We start from the raw sequence: 17,122 nt of genomic DNA on the forward strand, positions 1-17,122 counted from the left end.
TATAGGCGAACCAGTCAGCACTGACTGGTTCGTGATCCGGCTCCTGGAGGTCCCCATGCCCACGCCCGTCATCGTCGACGTCGTCCGCCTCGCGTCCGGCAAGGGCAAGCCCGGCGGCGCGCTGTCCGGCACCCATCCGACCTCGCTGCTCGTCCACGTCCTGCGCTCGCTCGTCGAGCGCAACGACCTCGACCCCGCCCTGGTCGACGACGTCATCGCCGGCTGCGTCTTCCAGGCGAGCGAGCAGGCGCTGAACATCGCGCGCAACGCCGTCCTCGGCGCCGGGTTCCCCGAGAGCGTGCCGGGCACCACGCTGGACCGCCAGTGCGGCTCGAGCCAGCAGGCCGTGCACTTCGCGGCACAGGGCGTCGCCGCCGGCGCGTACGACGTCGTCATCGCCGCCGGCGTGGAGTCGATGAGCCGGGTCCCGATGGGCACGACGCCCATGGGCAAGGACCCCTACGGCCCCGAGGTGGCCGCGCGCTACCCCGAGGGCCTGGTCAACCAGGGCATCTCCGCCGAGCTGGTCGCCGCGCGCTGGAAGCTCGACCGCGAGACCCTCGACGCCTACTCCGCCGAGTCGCACCGCCGTGCCGCCGAGGCGGCCGCCGCCGGCTTCTTCGACCGCGAGATCGTGCCGATCGCCGTCACCGGCGCCGACGGCGCGACGCTCGAGCACCGCCTCGACGAGACCGTCCGCGCCACGACCACGGTGGAGGGCCTCGCGGGCCTCAAGCCCGCCTTCGCCGACGAGGTGTTCACCGAGCGCTTCCCCGAGATCGACTGGCGGATCACGCCCGGCAACTCCTCGCCGCTGACCGACGGCGCGTCCGCCGTCCTCATCATGAGCGAGGAGGCCGCGGCCAAGCTGGGTCTCACGCCCCGCGCCCGGTTCGTGTCGTACGCCGTCACCGGCGACGACCCGGTGCTCATGCTGACCGCGCCGATCCCCGCCACCCGGCAGGCGCTGCGCCGCGCCGGCCTCGGCATCGACGACCTCGACGCCTACGAGGTCAACGAGGCCTTCGCCCCCGTCCCGCTCGCCTGGGCGCAGGATCTCGCCGCCGACCCGGCGAAGCTCAACCCGCGCGGCGGCGCCATCGCCCTGGGCCACGCGCTCGGCTCGTCGGGCACCCGCCTGCTCGGCACCCTGCTCAACCACCTCGAGGCCACCGGCGGCCGGTACGGGCTGCAGACCATGTGCGAGGCCGCCGGCATGGCCAACGCCACCATCATCGAACGCATCTGATCTGATCTGGCCGAGCGTGTCGCCCATCGAAGGCTGCGCGCAGGCCTTCGGCCCACGCTTGCCTCCGATGCGACTTCGTCGCAGGCGACACGCTGCCGGCCTCTATCCGCCCATCTCCAACCCGTAAGGACCGACCATGCAGATCTCCGACACCGTCGCCCTCGTCACCGGCGGCGCCTCCGGTCTCGGTCGCGCGACCGTCGAGGCCCTCCTCGCCAAGGGCGGCAGGGCCGTCATCCTCGACCTGCCAGGCGGCGCCGGCGAGGTCGCGGCCAAGGAGCTCGGCGACGCGGCCCGGTTCGTCCCCGCCGACGTCCGCAGCGAGGACGACGTCGCCGCCGCGATCGCCGCCGCGGCCGAGCTCGGCGAGCTCCGGGTCGTCGTCAACTGCGCCGGCACGGGCGACGCGATCAAGACCGTCGGCCGGGACAACACGCCCTACCCGTTCGACAAGTTCCAGCGGATCATCGAGATCAACCTGCTCGGCACCTTCAACGTCATCCGGCTCACCGCCGCGCACATGGCCGGCCTCGACCTGCTCGGCGAGGAGCGCGGCGTCATCGTCAACACCGCGTCGGTCGCCGCGTTCGACGGCCAGATCGGCCAGGCGGCGTACTCCGCCTCGAAGGGCGGCGTCGTCGGGATGACCCTCCCGATCGCCCGCGACCTCGCGAGCCTCGGCATCCGCGTGGTCACCATCGCGCCCGGGCTGTTCGACACCCCGCTGCTCGCGTCGCTGCCCGAGGACGCCCGCACGAGCCTCGGCCGGCAGGTGCCGCACCCCTCGCGCCTCGGCGACCCCGGCGAGTACGGCGCACTGGCCGCCCACGTCGTCGAGAACCCGATGCTCAACGGCGAGACCATCCGTCTCGACGGCGCGATCCGGATGGCTCCGCGCTGATCCCCGGCTCGGCCGGGTCGTGCGCGATCCGACCGGCGTGCAGTCGTGCGTGCGCGATCGCCTCCGGCGTCGTGGCGAACAGGTGCCGCTCGTGCGCGAGCTGGCGGTGCACGCCCAGCTGCTGCAGCACGGCGAGATGCTCCGGCCGCGTCCCGGAGAGCAGCACCGTGACGCCCCGCTGCTCCAGGCGCCCGATGGTGTCGGCGAGGACGTGGGCGCCGGTGGCGTCGACGGTCGTCAGGTGCGACATCCGGAGGACGACCACGCGGACCCGCCCGACCTCGGCGAGCTCGAGCAGGAAGTCGTGGGCGGCGGCGAAGAAGAGCGGTCCGTCGAGGCGGTAGGCGACGATGTGCTCGTCGAGCAGTCGCCGTTCCTCGTCGTGGTGGTCGCTCCCGTCGAGCGGCACCTCCTCCAGCCGCGCGGTGGTGGCGGTCTGGCGCAGGGCGAAGAAGCCGGCGACGGCCAGGCCGATGACGACGGCGAGGACGAGGTCGAGGACGACCGTGGCCGCGGCGGTGACCAGCAGCGTGGCGGCGTCGCCGCGGGTCGCGCGCAGCAGCGGCGCGAGGCTGGAGACCCGGACCATCTGCACGGCGGTGGCGATCAGCACCCCGGCCAGGGCGGCGAGCGGGATGTGACCGACCCACCGTGCCGCCACGAGTACGACGACCAGCAGCAGCACCGCGTGGCTGAGCGCGGCCAGCCGCGAGCTCGCCCCGGACCGGACGTTGACGGCCGTCCGGGCGATCGCCGCGGTGGCGGGGATGCCGCCGAACAGCGGGCTGGCGACATTGGCGAGGCCCTGGCCGAGCAGCTCGCGGTCCGGGTCGTGACGCTGCCCGACGCTCATGGCGTCGGCCACCGTCGCCGACAGCAGGCTCTCCAGCGCGCCGAGCGCCGCGACCGCGACGGCGGCGAGCACCAGCGTGTCGAGGTCGCCCCACGGCACCGACGGCAGGCGCGGCGCGGGCAGCCCGGACGGGATGCTGCCGATCGTGTCGAGCGGTCGGTCCCCGCCGCGCGCCAGCAGGGCGTTCCCGACCGTCGCCAGGACGACGAGCACCAGCGCCGCCGGGAAGCCGGCACGCACCCGGGCCATGGCGACGATGACCACGGCGATGCCGAGCGCCGTCGCCGGCGCCCCCCACGTGGGGGCCGCGGCCCAGGCCCGGACGGCGTCCCTGGTGAGCACCAGGATCCGCTCGGCGTGCGCGTCGACGCCCAGGGCGGCGGGCAGCTGCTGGAGCGCGATGATGACGGCGATCCCGGCGGTGAAGCCCTCGATGACGGAGACCGGCACGTACCGGATCGCCCGCCCCGCGCCGGTGACGGCCAGGGCCAGCAGCATCAGGCCGGCGAGCAGGCCGACCACGAGGACGCCGTCGGCGCCGTGCGCCGCGACGATGGGGATGAGGACGACGGTCATCGCGCCCGTGGGCCCGCTGACCTGGACGTGGCTGCCCCCGAACACCGCCGCGACGGCCCCGGCGACGATCGCCGTCACGATGCCCGCACCGGCGCCGACGCCCGAGCTCACCCCGAACCCGAGGGCGAGCGGCAGCGCCACCAGCGCGACCATCACGCCCGCGGTCAGGTCGCGCCGGGGACTCGCCTGCGCCCAGTCCTCCCGCCGCGGGCCGAGCTGCCGGGCGCGCGCCAGCAGGGCGCTCATCCGGCGCCGGGGACCATCAGCTCGTCCTCGAGCTCGCTGCGGCTCTCGGCGAGCCCGACCAGGATCCGGCGGGCCGAGAGCAGCAGGTCGCGGACCTCGGGGACGCTGATCGAGTAGACGACGGCCGTGCCCTCGCGGCGCGAGACGACGAGCGACGTACGACGGAGCACGGCGAGCTGCTGGGACAGGTTGCTGGGCTCGATCGTGATCTGCTCCAGCAGCTCGTGCACCGCGTGGTCGCGCTCGGCGAGCAGCTCGAGGATCCGGATCCGGGCGGGGTGCCCGAGGGTGCGGAAGAACTCCGCCTTGGTCTGGTAGAGCGGAACACCCATCGCGCGGCCTCCCTGTCGTCGTGGCACCGGCAGACGCTAGAGTACATGACTTGAAGAAGTGTTCATGTAGTGATCCCTTCCGGGATCGGGCGACACGGGAGCGAACGGTGGCGAACATGCATCAGGCCATGGCCGAGGCGGGACTGACGAACCACTACGTCCAGCAGTACGTCGAGACCTGGGCGGCGATCACGGGAGCAGAGCGTGTCGAGGTCGTGTCCGCGGCTGATGACGCGCGTCTGGTCCAGGAGGCACTGGACGCGGGTGAGCTGTTTCCCGCCGGCGAGGGTCGTTACTACTCGCGTTCGTATTTCAAGGACACCGCGCGTGCTGAGGAGCGCACCATCGTCGCCACCAGTGACGAGAACGACAGGGGTGTGTACAACAACTGGAAGCCTGCTGCGGAGATGAAGCCGAAGCTGGTGGAGTTGATGACGGGTGCGTCGGTGGGCAAGACGATGTACGTGATCCCGTATCTGATGGCGCCGAAGGGCTCGCCGTTGGAGAGGTTCGCCGCGGGTGTGGAGCTGACCGACAACCGCAATGTGGTGCTGCAGATGATCCGTATGTCGCGGGTCGGTGTGGAGTTCGTCAACGATCTGGGCGAGTCCTTCGTCAAGGCCGTGCACGTGACCGGCGATCTGGAGAACCTCGGCCAGGGCACGCCTGAGGACAAGCGGTACTTCGTGACGGTGGCCGACGAGCGCACGATCTTGCACTTCGGCTCCTCCTACGGCGGCAACGCGCTGTTGGGCAAGATCGCCCATGGTCTGCGCCAGGGCGCCTACGACGGGTGGAAGAACGGTTTTCTGGTGGAGCAGTTCATGCTGCTCGGTATCACCGACAAGGAGACCGGGGCGAAGTACAACATCTGCGGTGGGTTCCCGTCGGCCTCGGGCAAGACGAACCTTGCGATGACGCTGGCCCCCGACGCGCTCGGTGAGCGCTACTACGTGGAGTTCTACGGCGACGACATCGCGTGGATCTGGGTGGGTGAGGACGGCAAGCTGTACGGGATGAACCCGGAGAACGGTGTCTTCGGTGTTGCGAAGGACACCAACGAGAAGACCAACCCGACCGCGATCGACTCGATCGTTGAGGGTACGGGTGCGATCTTCACCAACGTGGCCTACAACCCCAAGACCCAGGAGGTCTGGTGGGAGGGTCGCGGCGACAAGCCGGCGGATCTGGATGGTTGGGAGGACTGGAAGGGCGAGGTGATCGCCGAGCGGGCTCCGGAGAACGCCGAGGACCCGTGGGCGCACCCCAACTCGCGGTTCACGACCACGTTGGCGAATGTCCCGAACGTCGCGAAGGACTTCGAGGACCCGGCCGGTGTGGAGATCCACGGGATCATCTTCGGTGGCCGTACCCGCGATCGTGAGCCGTTGATCCGCGCGATCTCCGACGTCGCCGAGGGTGTGTACGACGGCCTGACCCTGGGTGCGGAGGCGACCGCCGCGGCCGACGGCCTCGAGGGTGTGCTGCGTTATGACCCGATGTCGATGCGTCCGTTCATGTCGTACTCCGAGGCCGACTATGCCGCGCACTGGCTCGAGGTGATCGGCCGCGCCACGACGAAGCCGATCTTCGCGCACGTGAACTGGTTCCAGCGTGGTGAGGATGGCCGCTTCCTGTGGCCGGGGTATCGGGAGAACCTGCGGCCGTTGAACTGGCTCATGCAGTTCCTGGGCGGCGAGGTCGAGGGTGTGCAGACCCCGGTCGGGGTGCTGCCGAAGCGTGAGGAGCTCAACCTCGAGGGCCTGGACGAGCAGACCCTGGCCGACCTCGACACGGTCCTGGCCATCGACGTCGAGCGCTGGCAGCAGGAGATGGGCTTCCGCGAGAAGCACCTCGCGCAGTTCGACGGGCTGCCCGAGGAGATCTGGGAAGCACACCGCCGCGTCGCCCAGGCCCTCGACAACGCCTGAGTCTCGACAGCGCATGAAGGAAGCCGGCGCATCCGTCACCGCCGCCCAGCTCGAGCCCGGCGACGTCGTCACCATTCCGGGCGTGTCCGGTCGCTGCCGGATCCAGATCGTCCGGTCGGCCGTTCCGGGCGTCGTCTGGCTCTACGTCGTCGACGCCTCGTCCGGTGTCCGGCGGCGTGGACACGTCGCCCTCCCGCTCCACCAGGTCGTGGTCCGGCACACCGGTGCCGCCTCTCCCGCGGTCGACCCCGAGGAGACCTGATCCGAGACCTGATCCGCGCCTGATCCGAGACCCTGCTCGGAGGGCGTCCGCCGGCGTCAGCCCGAGGCCGGCCGGACGAGCAGCGGCGCGAGGGCGTCGGCGGCCAGCCGGACCACGGCGGGCGGGAGGCCGGCGCGGGCGCACACGGAGAGCCGGAGCGGCTCGGGGTGGGGAGGTCGTCGCGGCGGACCAGTCCCTCGGGGGTCTGGCCGAGCGTGGCCATGAGCGCGACGCCGAGGCCGGCGCCGACGGCGGCCTGGACGCCGGCGAGCTGGATCGCCTCGGCGCCGATGACGGCCGGCACGGCGTGCGCCGCCAGGGTCTCCAGGGCGCGGCTGCGCAGGCTGCACGGGCTGTCGAAGGCGACGACCGGCACCGGCTCGGGCGCGTGGGGCGGGGACCAGGTGGGGGAGGAGTACCAGGCGAGGTCGAGCTCGCCCACGGGTACGGCGTCCGGGTCGTCGGCGTTGAGCACCAGCGCGAGATCGACGGAGCCCGCGAGGAGCCCCTCCCGCAGCCGGTTGCCGCGGTCGATCCGGAACCGGAACCGGTAGCCGGGATCGGCCTGCTCCAGGGCGGCTGCGAGTGAGGGCAGCAGCTGGGCGGCGGCGTGCTCGGTGGAGCCGAGGGTGACCTGGGTGACCTGCTCGACCGCGAAGCTGCGCAGGGTGTCGTCGTGCGCGGCCAGGATCTGCCGGGCGTGGTGCACCAGCCGCTCGCCGCCGGCGGTGAACCGGGACCCGCGCCCGTGCTTCTCGACCAGCTTCGTGCCGACCACGCCTTCCAGGCGTCGTACGTGCTGGCTCACGGCGCCCTGGCTGAGGTGGAGGTGGGTCGCCGCGCGCTGGAAACCGCCGCAGTCCGCGACGGCGACGAGGCTGCGCAGCGGGGCAATGTCCAGAATCTTGCTCATGAAACAAGAGTAACCCGGACCGATCACGCTCCGTGATCGGTTCGGATCACGAACCCTCGTTGGACCGGCTGATTTAATCAAAGTAACTTGGTAGACAAACATCGAGACGACGCGGGAGTGGGAGCGGATGGCGACGAGGCGGCAGATCCACCTGGGTGCGGTGCCCTACGGCACCGGCGGACCCGGGAGCCACACGCTGTGGCTGGACCCGGACATCCCGGGCGACGCGAGCGTCAGCATCGACTGGTACACCGAGATCGCCCGGCTCGCCGAGCGCGGGCGCTTCGACCTGCTGTTCGTCGTGGACAGCCAGTTCATCACCCCGCACTCGCCGCCCCACTACCTCAACCGGCTCGAGCCGCTCACCCTGCTCAGCGCGCTCGCCGCACGCACCACCCACCTCGGTCTGGTCGGCACCGCGACGACGAGCTTCAACAGCCCCTTCAACCTGGTCCGACGGCTCGGCTCCCTCGACCTGATCAGCGGCGGCCGGGCCGGATGGAACGTGGTCACCACCGGCGATGCGGGGACGGCCGGCAACTACGGGCTGGACGAGCACTACGACTACGACACCCGCTACGGCCGGGCCCAGGAGTTCGTCGAGCTCGCCCGCGCGCTGTGGGACTCCTACGAGGACGACGCCTTCGTCCGCGACCGCGAGACCGGCGTCTTCCTCGACCGCGACAGGCAGCACGTGCTGAACCACGACGGCACCTACTTCCGGGTGCGCGGCCCGCTCAACCTGGTGCGCTCCGCCCAGGGGCACCCGGTGGTCTTCCAGGCCGGCGACTCCGACCAGGGCCGCGACCTCGGCGCCAGCGTGGGCGAGGGCATCTTCACCCACGCACCGGACATCCCCGCCGGCCAGGCGTTCTACGACGACATCAAGGGCCGGGCGCGGACGAAGTTCGGCCGCGACCCCGAGCACCTCAAGATCCTGCCCGGGATCAAGGTCGTCGTCGGCGACACCGACGAGGAGGCCCGCGAGATCGAGGCGTTCAACAACGACCGCGACCACACCTTCGCCGCGGCGCTCGCGGAGTTCGGCCGGCCCTTCGGCTGGCACGACTTCACCCGGTACGACCTCGACGCGCCCTTCCCCGCCGAGGCGCTGAGGTACGGCGAGCGCTCGTTCTTCACCCAGGCCAAGGCGGTCACCGAGCGGGCGGTCGAGAACGGCTGGACGCTGCGCCAGACCGTCGAGGCCACCCGCTACTTCCGCAAGAGCGAGTTCGTCGGATCCCCGGCGACCGTCGCCGACAAGCTCGTCGAGTGGTGGGAGGCGCGCGCCTGCGACGGCTTCAACGTCGGCGTCGACCACCCGGCCAACTTCCGCCGCTTCGTCGACGAGGTGGTGCCGATCCTCACCGAGCGCGGCGTCTTCCGCGCCGAGTACGACGCCACGACCCTGCGCGGGCATCTCGGGCTGCCCGTCCCCGTCAACCGCCACACCACCGCTCGCGCCACCGCCGCCGCGAGCGTCTAGACCCCGGGCGCCCGGCCGCACCCGCCGGGCGCCCGGTCACCAGCACGAAGACACCCCGAGACACCCACGAAAGCAGAAACGCATGCCTCTCCGCACCAGCAAGCCCGCCACCCACCTCAACCGGCGGACCTTCCTCGGCGCCAGCCTGGGCGCCGGGCTGATCCTGGCGCTCGAGGCCTGCGGCGGCACCTCGACGGGCACCAGCGGCGGCGCCGGCGGCACCCTCAAGTGGGCCTGGCAGCTGCCGACGACCTGGGACCCGGTCACCTCCTCCGCCGGCTCGGACGTGCAGATGCTCGCGCTGGCCTACGACCCCATCACGGCGCTCGACCAGGAGGGCAACGCGATCCCGTGGCTCGCCGAGTCGTGGACGTACGACGCGTCGGGCACCCAGGTCACCTTCACCCTCCGTGCGGGCCTGAAGTTCAGCGACGGCAGCCCGATCGACGCCACCGCGGTCGCGAAGTCGATCGAGCGCGGCCGCAGCGAGCAGGGCTCGCTCATCGCCCCGCAGATGAAGACGATCGAGAAGGTCAGCGCGTCCGGCGACCGTGACGTCGTCCTCGAGCTGAGCGAGGTCGACTACCAGTACCCGCTGCTCTTCGCCGGCAAGACCGGCATGGTCGTCAACCCCGCGGTCTTCGAGAAGGACGCCTCGTCGCTGGCCACCCAGCCCGCCGGGTCCGGGCCCTTCGAGGTCACGAAGTACGTCCAGAACGACCACGCCTCGATGAAGAAGAACCCGAACTTCTTCGCCGCCGACGAGATCAAGGTCTCCGCCTTCGACCTCTACCCGCAGGCCGACCCGGCGACCGTCGTGGCCGCCGTCCAGTCGGGGCAGTACAACGTCGCGCGGCTCTTCGGCGCGCAGGTCCAGCAGGCCGAGGACGCCGGGCTGGAGGTGCAGATCCTCGACTCGATGTTCGTCAGCTGCCTCGACGTGCACACCGGGATGAAGCCGTTCGACGACCCCGCCGTCGTGGAGGCGCTCAAGTTCGCCATCGACCGGGAGAAGATCAAGGAGGTCGCCAACTTCGGCATCGGCGACGTGAACTACCAGCCCTTCCCGCCGGGGTACGTCGGCTACGACCCCGACCTGGGCGACATCTACGCCTACGACCCCGACAAGTCCCGCCAGCTGCTCGCCGATGCCGGCTACACCGAGCCGATCCCGGCCGTCTTCACCAGCTCCGGCTTCGGCCCGGCCGCCGTGGAGCTGATCCAGGCGCAGCTGAAGGAGGTCGGGATCGAGGCGAAGATCGACACGATCCCGCAGACCCAGCACACCCAGCAGGTCTACATCGAGCGCTCCAAGGCCCTGACGTACGACGGCTTCGCCGGCCGCGAGTCGCCGGTGCAGGCCTTCCAGGTGCTCTTCGGCGCCGAGGGGCTGATGAACCCCAACCGGACCACCGACCCCGAGCTCGAGGCGCAGCTGAAGAAGGTCAAGGAGACGCCGACCGACGACCCGGAGTACCCCGCCCTCCTCCAGGAGGCGACCCGGATCGCGGTCACCACGTTCCCCAACGTCTTCCTCTACCTCACGCCGTCGATCGTCGCGCGCAAGGGCGTCTCGGCGCTGCCGGACTCCCCGAGCCTGCGGCGCTTCGAGGGGGTGACCACGTCGTGACCCTGGTCGCCTCCGCGCCGGCCCCGGCGGCGCCCGCCGTCGGCCGCGCCGGCGCGGCGGCCCGCCGTACCGTGCCGGCGCTGCGGTCGCTCGCCGGCGTGGTGGCCGTGACCGTGACCGTGCTCCTCCTCGCCTCGGTCGTCACCTTCGCGCTCGGTGCGCTCAGCGACAGCAACCCGGCCGCCGCGGCGCTGGGGGAGACCGCCACCGCGGAGGACATCGCGCGGCTCGACCACGAGTTCGGGCTGGACCGCCCGCTGCCCGAGCAGTACCTCAGCTGGGTCGGCAACGCCGTCACCGGCGACCTCGGCCGCTCCTGGTTCACGACCATCCCGGTGGCCGACAGCATCCGGCAGGCGCTGCCCGTCGACCTCTCGATCGCGGCCCTCGCGCTCGTGCTGGCGCTCCTGATCGGCGGCGGCGCCGGGATCGGCGCGGCGCTCAGCAACGGCGGCGTGTTCGACCGGGCGGTGACGCTGGTCTGCTCCCTGCTGGCCACGCTGCCGCCGTTCGTCATCGGCATGGCGCTCATCGTCGTGTTCGCCGTGAAGCTCCAGCTGCTGCCGGCCGGCGGGTACGTGCCGATCCAGGCGGACCCGCTGGAGTGGCTGCGCTTCGCCATCCTCCCGGCGCTGGCGCTGAGCCTCGACGTGGCGGCCTCGATCGCGCGCCAGCTGCGGACCTCGCTGGTCGGCCAGCTGCGCGAGAACTACGCCGTGGGGGCGGAGATGCGCGGCTTCGGTCGGCGCCGGGTGCTCTTCGGGCACGTGCTCCGCAACGCCGCGGGACCGACGCTCGCGGTCATCGGCCTGGCCATCCCGCTGATCATCGGCGGCGCGGTGATCACCGAGAAGCTGTTCGGCCTGCCGGGCGTGGCCCAGCTGTCGCTGCAGGCGGCCGAGAAGGGCGACGTGCCCGTCGTCCTCGGCACCCTGCTGGTCACCGCCGTGGTCGTCGTGATCGCGAGTCTCGTGGTCAACCTGCTGCAGGTGCTGCTCAACCCGGTCGCCCGGCGCGGCAGCGGAGCGACGGGGGCGGCGCGATGAGAAGCCCTATGTCAAGCCGCTTTGTTCTGTTGGGTGATGACGCGTTGGAGTGCGCGGTGGGTTTCGGGGTTGTAGGCGAGGTTGTCTTGCCAGCAGTGCCAGATGATGTGGAGCCAGGCTCGGGCGAGGATGCGTACGGCGTGGGCGTGGTCGTGGCCTCGTGCCCTGGCGCGGTTGTAGTAGTCGGCGGCCCAGGGGTTGGCGTGTCTGCTGTCGGCGGCGAAGTCGACCACGGCGTCGCGGAGTTGTTTGTCGCAGGACCAGCGGAACCCGACGGCTCGGTGTTTGCCGGACTGGCGGGTCGAGGGTGCGGCGCCGGCCAGGCAGGTCAGCGATTCGGGGTGGGGAATCTGGCTCGGCAGTCGCCGATCTCGGCCAGGAGGCGTGCGGCGCGGACGCGTCCGGCTTTGGGGAGGCTGGTGAAGATGTGCGCGTCGGTGTGTGCGTCGAGCTGCCGGTCGATCTGGGTCGAGAGGATCTTGATCTGCTCGACCAGAGTCAGCAGCAGCGTCACGTAGCTCGCGGTGATCGCAGCCTGGGTGGTGGCGTGGATGCCGGTGGCGCCCCTGGGCGCGTCCAGGAGCCGGGCGTGCAGCACGGCAGGGTCGGTGCGTCCGGAGTAGCCCTGTTTGGTCAGCCAGCCGCCGAGGCGTTGGGGGGTGAGCCAGTCGGCGCGGTCTTGGGTGTCGAACCGGGTCAGGAACGTCAAGGAGATCTCGGAGTCGATGTCGCGGAAGAGGCCGATGGCGCCTGGGAAGACGTTGCGCAGGTGGGCACGGAGCTGGTTGGCGACCGCGACGCGGTGTTTGACGAGGTCTTTGCGGGCACGGCAGGCGCGTCGCAGCGCGACCGTGTCGTCGCGGTCGGGGATCAGTGGGCGCAGTCGGGTCCGGTCGGTGCGCAGGGTGTCGGCCAGGACGTAGGCGTCGAAACGGTCGTCCTTGTTGCCGGCCGATCCGTAGCGGCCGCGCAGGTTCTTGACCTGGTTCGGGGAGATCACCACCACGCTCAGCCCGGCGGCCAGCAGTGTGTCGATGACGGGTCCGTCGGGTCGTTCGATCGCGACCTCGTCGACGCCGTGACGGCGCAGGAAGCCGACCAGTTCACGCAGGCCGCTTGCGGTGTGCTCGACCGTCGTGGTGGCGACCTTGCGGCCGCGTCCGTTGACGATGCAGGCGGCGTGGTCGTCACGGGCCCAGTCGATGCCCGCGGTCACGTCGTTGGGCGCGGTCTCGGGCAGGGTCACAGAACGTTGGCTACTCATGGATTCGGTCGGGGTTTTGCTGGCAGACTTCACGTCAGCCTCCTCGCTGCTCCAATCAGTGGGGAGGCACCCATTTCTTCGGGTGTCGCGATATCTCACGGTGCCGGGACGTGTCTGCCGGTTCGCTCACTGATCGGCGCTCGCGACCACGCTGATGCTCAGCAGCGGTCTTGGCGCACAGCCCTATCGACGGTCCACACGTCCCGGGCAACCACCAGATCCTGCAGATCTCATCGTGGACGTCCTTGGCGTCAAGCGAGCAGGGCAGTGACCTGGCGGCACCCGGGGTGCATCACCGCCTCATCTGGAAGCGATGACGTCAGGAAGGTAGTCCAGTGAGCACCCTCCGTGCGCTGTGGCGCATCCCCAGCGCCCGGCTCGCCCTGATCGTGCTGGCCGGCGTGGCGCTCCTCGCGGTCTTCGGCGGCACGCTCGCCCCGCACGACCCGCTGAAGCAGTACACCGACGACGTGCTGCAGGGCCCGAGCGCGCAGCACCTGCTCGGCACCGACTACGTCGGCCGCGACGTGCTGAGCCGGCTGATGAGCGGCACCCGCCTGTCCGTGCTCGGCGCGGTCGAGGCGGTGCTGATCGGCGGGCTGCTCGGCATCCCGTCCGGCCTCGCGTCCGCCTGGCTGGGCCCGCGGCTGGAGTGGATCACGCTGCGGGTCAGCGACACCCTGGTGATCCTTCCGTTCACGGTCTTCGCCATCGCGGTCGCCGGCACGCTCGGCAACGGCCTGCAGCAGGCGATGATCGCGATCGGCATCCTGATCAGCCCGATCTTCTACCGCGTCACCCGGGCCGCCGCGCTCGGGCTGCGCAAGGTGCAGTACGTCGAGGCCGCCGAGCTGATGGGAGCCACCGAGTGGTGGACCCTGCGCCGGCACATCTGGAACAAGGTGCTGCCGAATGTCGCCGTCACCGCCGCGCACGCGACCGGCGCCGCCCTGCTCGTGGTGGCCTCGCTCGCCTTCCTCGGCCTCGGCGTCACGCCGCCCGCACCCACCTGGGGCGGCATGCTCTCCTCCGACCTCGGCTACCTCGCGCAGCAGCCGTGGGCGCCGATCTTCCCCGCCCTGCTGATGATGGCGACCGTCGGCTCGCTCAACCTCCTCGCCGACGCCATCCGCGACGCCACCGGCGCGAGCGCGGCGCCGCGCCGTCGTACCCGGCCCACCCCGTCCGCCTCCCGAGAGGAGCAGCGCGATGCCGTCGCGTCCTGAGCAACCCGCCAGCACGCTCGAGGTGAGTGACCTCCGGATCTCCGTCGCCGACGGGCTGGTCGCCGTCCAGGACGTCTCCTTCGCGATCGCCCGCGGCGAGTCGGTCGGCCTGGTCGGCGAGTCCGGCAGCGGCAAGACGCTGACCTGCCGCGCCGCGCTCGGGCTGCTGCCGGCCACCGGCCGGGTCGACGCCGGCCGGATCGTGCTCGGCGACGGCGCCGACGCGGTCGAGCTGACCGGCGCGCGCCGCTCCACCTGGGACGGCGTCCGCGCGGGCCGGATCGGCGCGGTGTTCCAGGACCCGGCGTCGTACCTCAACCCCTCGCTGACCGTCGGCCACCAGCTCGCCGAGCAGCTGCGGGTCAAGCGCGGCCTGCGCCGGCGCGCGGCCCACGACCGGTCGGTCGAGCTGTTCGCCGAGGTCGGCCTGCACGACCCCGCCGGCGTGTTCCACCAGTACCCGCACCAGCTCTCCGGCGGCATGCTCCAGCGGGTCCTCATCGCGATCGCGATCTCCTGCGAGCCCGAGCTGCTCATCGCCGACGAGGCCACCACCGCGCTCGACGTCGTCATCCAGGCCGAGATCCTCGCCCTGCTGCGGCGGCTGCGCGCGGCCCACGGTCTCTCGCTGCTCCTGGTCACCCACGACCTCGCCGTGGTCGCCGAGAGCTGCGAGCGGATCCTGGTCATGTACGGCGGCCAGATCGTCGAGAGCGGCCCCACCGACGAGGTCCTCGGCGACCCGCGGCATCCCTACACCCGCGCGCTGATGGGCGTCGCGACCATCGGCGACTGGGGCCGGCGCCGGCTCGAGGTGATCCCCGGCCAGCCGCCCGCGGCGGGGGAGGAGATGCCGGGCTGCCGGTTCGCCCCGCGCTGCGGGTACGCCGCGGACGCGTGCCTGGCCGGACCGGTCCCGGTGACCGATCTCGGCGCGGGCCGCACGTCGCGGTGCGTCCGCACGACCACATCCTCGGCCACGTCGGTCGGAGAGGCGGTGCCGGCATGAGCACGACCCACGACCTCAGGATCCCCGAGCGTGCGGAGGTGACGCCCACCCCCGCGCCGCTGCTGCGGGTCCGCGGCCTCTCGGTCTCCTACGCCCCGCCGCGCAAGGGCACCCACCTCGGCACCGGCGCGGCGCTCCGCGACGCCGACCTCGAGGTCCGCCCCGGCGAGATCGTCGGCATCGTCGGCGAGACCGGCTCCGGCAAGACCACGCTCGCCCGCGCCACCGTCGGCCTGGTCGCGCCCGCTGCCGGGACCATCGAGTTCGCCGGCGACGACATCGGCGGCCTGCGCGGCCGCGCGCGGCGCGCCTTCCGCCGCTCCGGCCAGGTGCAGCTGGTCTTCCAGGACCCGCTGCGCTCGCTCGACCCCGACCTCGCCGTCGCCGAGCTGGTCCGCGAGCCGCTCGACATCGCCGGCACGCTGACACGGACCGAGCGGCAGCAGCGGGTGGCGGAGTCGCTCCACCTCGTCGGCCTCGACCCCGAGACGGTCGCGCACCGCCGTCCGCGCGAGCTGTCCGGCGGCCAGCGCCAGCGCGTCTCCCTCGCCCGCGCCATCGCCACCCGTCCGCGGCTGCTGTTCTGCGACGAGCCGGTCTCCGCGCTCGACGTGTCCAACCGCAACCTGGTGCTCAACCTGCTCGACCGGCTCCGGGTCGAGCTCGACCTCGCCGTCGTGATCATCGCCCACGACCTCAGCTCGCTGGCCGGCATCGCCGACCGGGTCGCCGTCTTCTACCGCGGCCGGATCGTCGAGCAGGGCCCGATCCGCGCCGTGCTGGAGGACCCCGCCCATCCCTACACGGCGCTGCTCACCGCCTCCGCCCGAGCATCGGGCACGAGGACCGGCTGCGCCCCGACCAGCTCCGGCCCGCCGCCGGCACCCCGTCCTGGCCGGCCGACCTCGGCTGTGTCTTCGCCCACCGCTGCCCGTTCGCGCACGACGCCTGCGCCGACCAGCCCGTCCCGGCCGTCGTACCGCAGGCGCCGGGCCGGCAGGTCGCCTGCCACGACGCCGTCGTGTGGCGCGAGCGACTCGACCATCCCCACCCGCAGAAGGAGTCCGCATGAGCCTGGAGTTCATCGGCATCACCGCCACCCAGGACGTGGGCACTCGCGGCCCGGGGGCGACCTCGGTCGGCGCCACCACCCAGTCCGAGGCATCCGCGCCGGTCGGCCCCGTCGTCGACAAGGACTACGTCCGTCGGCTCGCCCGCACTCACGAGGAGGCCGGATTCGATCGGGTGCTGATCGCCCATCTGTCCTCGATGCCCGACGGCTTCGTCGTCGCCGACCAGGTGCTGGAGGCCACCGAGAGGCTGAAGGTGCTGCTGGCGCATCGCCCCGGCTTCTGGGCCCCGACGATCGCCGCCCGCGCCTACGCGACCCTCGACGCCTTCCACCCGGGCCGGGTCGCGATGCACGTGATCACGGGTGGCGACGACGCCGACCAGCAGCGCGACGGCGACTTCCTCACCAAGGCCGAGCGCTACCGGCGTACCGACGACTTCCTCACGGTGGTGCGCAAGGAGTGGGAGTCGGAGGCTCCCTTCGACCACGAGGGCGAGTTCTACCGGGTCGCCGGCGCCTGGTCGTCGGTGCGGCCGGGTACCCGGATCCCCGTCTACTTCGGCGGCGCCTCCGCCGACGCGATCCGGGTCGGCGGCAAGCACGCCGACGCGTACGCCTTCTGGGGCGAGCCGCTGGAGGGCATCAAGGAGCGCATCCGTGAGGTCCGCGCGGCCGCCGAGCCGTACGGCCGCGAGCCGCGCTTCAGCGTGAGCCTGCGGCCGATCGTGGCCGACACCGAGGCCGAGGCGTGGTCGCGTGCGGAGGAGATCCTCGCCCGCACGCGTGAGTACGTCGCCGCCGCCGGCGCGGAGAAGGTGCGCGCCTTCGGCAGCAAGGCGGTCGGCTCACAGCGCCTGCTCGCCGCCGCCGACCAGGCCGACGTGCACGACAAGCGTCTGTGGACGGCACTGGCCAAGGTCACCGGTGCCGGCGGCAACTCGACGGCGGTCGTCGGCAGCTACGAGCAGGTCGCCGAAGCGCTGCTCGACTACGTCGGCATCGGCGTCACGACGCTGCTCATCCGCGGCTTCGACCCGCTCGAGGACGCGCGGAAGTACGGCCGACTCATCGACCTTGTCCGCGCTGGCGCGGCCGACCACCCGGCGCTCGCCGGCTAGCAGAAGGA

Annotated in this window: 15 protein-coding genes and 2 pseudogenes; 10 read left to right on the forward strand and 7 right to left on the reverse strand. The window is 71.9% G+C overall.

The features are described from left to right. Window positions 1–55: 55 nt before the first annotated feature. Window positions 56–1,249 (forward strand): thiolase family protein, encoded by a 1,194-nt coding sequence (locus FIV44_RS18535; protein ID WP_141005737.1) that lies wholly within the window; start codon window positions 56–58, stop codon window positions 1,247–1,249. A 136-nt stretch (window positions 1,250–1,385) separates the two neighbouring features. Then, on the forward strand, window positions 1,386–2,150 hold the full coding sequence (locus FIV44_RS18540) for a 3-hydroxyacyl-CoA dehydrogenase (protein ID WP_141005738.1): 765 nt from the start codon (window positions 1,386–1,388) through the stop codon (window positions 2,148–2,150). Here the strand turns inward: FIV44_RS18540 and FIV44_RS18545 are convergent. Together FIV44_RS18545 and FIV44_RS18550 are read right to left on the reverse strand one after the other, a co-directional pair. After that, window positions 2,098–3,825 carry a SulP family inorganic anion transporter gene (locus FIV44_RS18545; protein WP_141005739.1) on the reverse strand — a complete coding sequence of 576 codons (1,728 nt, stop codon included), beginning with the start codon at window positions 3,823–3,825 and terminating at the stop codon, window positions 2,098–2,100. The genes FIV44_RS18540 and FIV44_RS18545 overlap by 53 nt on opposite strands. Beyond that, window positions 3,822–4,157 carry an ArsR/SmtB family transcription factor gene (locus tag FIV44_RS18550; protein WP_141005740.1) on the reverse strand — a complete coding sequence of 112 codons (336 nt, stop codon included), beginning with the start codon at window positions 4,155–4,157 and terminating at the stop codon, window positions 3,822–3,824. Before FIV44_RS18550 ends, FIV44_RS18545 begins: the two co-directional genes overlap by 4 nt. A 50-nt stretch (window positions 4,158–4,207) precedes the next feature. On the opposite strand from FIV44_RS18550, the gene FIV44_RS18555 reads away from it, so the two are divergent. After that, window positions 4,208–6,088: a phosphoenolpyruvate carboxykinase (GTP) gene (locus tag FIV44_RS18555; RefSeq protein WP_246086487.1), complete on the forward strand. Its 1,881-nt coding sequence runs from the start codon at window positions 4,208–4,210 to the stop codon at window positions 6,086–6,088. A 68-nt stretch (window positions 6,089–6,156) separates the two neighbouring features. Here the strand turns inward: FIV44_RS18555 and FIV44_RS18565 are convergent, their stop codons facing one another. Next, the gene (locus FIV44_RS18565; RefSeq protein ID WP_219996083.1) at window positions 6,157–7,263 is read right to left on the reverse strand and encodes a LysR family transcriptional regulator; all 1,107 of its coding nucleotides are present in this window, start codon (window positions 7,261–7,263) and stop codon (window positions 6,157–6,159) included. Window positions 7,264–7,390: 127 nt separating this feature from the next. Here FIV44_RS18565 and FIV44_RS18570 point away from each other — a divergent pair, with 127 nt between their 5' ends. The 3 genes from FIV44_RS18570 to FIV44_RS18580 all read left to right on the forward strand — a co-directional run bounded on the left by FIV44_RS18570 (window position 7,391) and on the right by FIV44_RS18580 (window position 11,425). Beyond that, window positions 7,391–8,749: an LLM class flavin-dependent oxidoreductase gene (locus FIV44_RS18570; RefSeq protein WP_141005742.1), complete on the forward strand. Its 1,359-nt coding sequence runs from the start codon at window positions 7,391–7,393 to the stop codon at window positions 8,747–8,749. Window positions 8,750–8,831: 82 nt separating this feature from the next. Then, a complete protein-coding gene (locus FIV44_RS18575) occupies window positions 8,832–10,379 on the forward strand; it encodes an ABC transporter substrate-binding protein (RefSeq protein WP_141005743.1) in 1,548 nt (515 codons plus the stop codon). Continuing rightward, the gene (locus FIV44_RS18580; RefSeq protein ID WP_141005744.1) at window positions 10,376–11,425 is read left to right on the forward strand and encodes an ABC transporter permease; all 1,050 of its coding nucleotides are present in this window, start codon (window positions 10,376–10,378) and stop codon (window positions 11,423–11,425) included. Before FIV44_RS18575 ends, FIV44_RS18580 begins: the two co-directional genes overlap by 4 nt. Window positions 11,426–11,436: 11 nt before the next feature. Here FIV44_RS18580 and FIV44_RS31455 read toward each other — a convergent pair whose 3' ends face one another. The 3 genes and pseudogenes from FIV44_RS31455 to FIV44_RS18585 form a co-directional block, all read right to left on the reverse strand. Further along, window positions 11,437–11,658, reverse strand: a complete 222-nt coding sequence (locus tag FIV44_RS31455) for a hypothetical protein (RefSeq protein WP_219996084.1) — start codon at window positions 11,656–11,658, stop codon at window positions 11,437–11,439. Window positions 11,659–11,661: 3 nt separating this feature from the next. After that, window positions 11,662–11,787 (reverse strand): annotated as a pseudogene (locus tag FIV44_RS32380) (transposase); the annotation flags it as partial. After that, complete coding sequence (locus FIV44_RS18585; RefSeq protein WP_219996085.1) at window positions 11,754–12,671, reverse strand: IS110 family transposase; 918 nt, start codon at window positions 12,669–12,671, stop codon at window positions 11,754–11,756. The gene FIV44_RS18585 and the pseudogene FIV44_RS32380, both read right to left, overlap by 34 nt. A 353-nt stretch (window positions 12,672–13,024) precedes the next feature. On the opposite strand from FIV44_RS18585, the gene FIV44_RS18590 reads away from it, so the two are divergent. The 3 genes and pseudogenes from FIV44_RS18590 to FIV44_RS34150 form a co-directional block, all read left to right on the forward strand. Beyond that, window positions 13,025–13,915 (forward strand): ABC transporter permease, encoded by an 891-nt coding sequence (locus FIV44_RS18590; RefSeq protein ID WP_141005745.1) that lies wholly within the window; start codon window positions 13,025–13,027, stop codon window positions 13,913–13,915. A gap of 22 nt (window positions 13,916–13,937) precedes the next feature. Then, a complete protein-coding gene (locus FIV44_RS18595; protein ID WP_219996086.1) occupies window positions 13,938–14,924 on the forward strand; it encodes an ABC transporter ATP-binding protein in 987 nt (328 codons plus the stop codon). Then, window positions 14,921–15,511 (forward strand): annotated as a pseudogene (locus tag FIV44_RS34150) (ATP-binding cassette domain-containing protein); the annotation flags it as partial. The gene FIV44_RS18595 and the pseudogene FIV44_RS34150, both read left to right, overlap by 4 nt. A 212-nt stretch (window positions 15,512–15,723) precedes the next feature. Here FIV44_RS34150 and FIV44_RS31465 read toward each other — a convergent pair. Next, on the reverse strand, window positions 15,724–15,936 hold the full coding sequence (locus FIV44_RS31465) for a hypothetical protein (RefSeq protein WP_219996087.1): 213 nt from the start codon (window positions 15,934–15,936) through the stop codon (window positions 15,724–15,726). A gap of 56 nt (window positions 15,937–15,992) precedes the next feature. Here FIV44_RS31465 and FIV44_RS18605 point away from each other — a divergent pair, with 56 nt between their 5' ends. Then, the gene (locus FIV44_RS18605) at window positions 15,993–17,114 is read left to right on the forward strand and encodes an LLM class flavin-dependent oxidoreductase (RefSeq protein WP_141005747.1); all 1,122 of its coding nucleotides are present in this window, start codon (window positions 15,993–15,995) and stop codon (window positions 17,112–17,114) included. Window positions 17,115–17,122: the final 8 nt, after the last annotated feature.

This window comes from Nocardioides humi (assembly GCF_006494775.1).
Taxonomy (GTDB): domain Bacteria; phylum Actinomycetota; class Actinomycetes; order Propionibacteriales; family Nocardioidaceae; genus Nocardioides; species Nocardioides humi.

What these genes read in the sequence shown, in the direction of transcription:
- FIV44_RS18535 (WP_141005737.1), top strand. Translation starts at nt 56, where the DNA reads ATGCCCACGCCCGTCATCGTCGACGTCGTCCGCCTCGCGTCCGGCAAG.
- FIV44_RS18540 (WP_141005738.1), top strand. Translation starts at nt 1,386, where the DNA reads ATGCAGATCTCCGACACCGTCGCCCTCGTCACCGGCGGCGCCTCCGGT.
- FIV44_RS18545 (WP_141005739.1), bottom strand. Translation starts at nt 3,825, where the DNA reads ATGAGCGCCCTGCTGGCGCGCGCCCGGCAGCTCGGCCCGCGGCGGGAG.
- FIV44_RS18550 (WP_141005740.1), bottom strand. Translation starts at nt 4,157, where the DNA reads ATGGGTGTTCCGCTCTACCAGACCAAGGCGGAGTTCTTCCGCACCCTC.
- FIV44_RS18565 (WP_219996083.1), bottom strand. Translation starts at nt 7,263, where the DNA reads ATGAGCAAGATTCTGGACATTGCCCCGCTGCGCAGCCTCGTCGCCGTC.
- FIV44_RS18570 (WP_141005742.1), top strand. Translation starts at nt 7,391, where the DNA reads ATGGCGACGAGGCGGCAGATCCACCTGGGTGCGGTGCCCTACGGCACC.
- FIV44_RS18575 (WP_141005743.1), top strand. Translation starts at nt 8,832, where the DNA reads ATGCCTCTCCGCACCAGCAAGCCCGCCACCCACCTCAACCGGCGGACC.
- FIV44_RS18605 (WP_141005747.1), top strand. Translation starts at nt 15,993, where the DNA reads ATGAGCCTGGAGTTCATCGGCATCACCGCCACCCAGGACGTGGGCACT.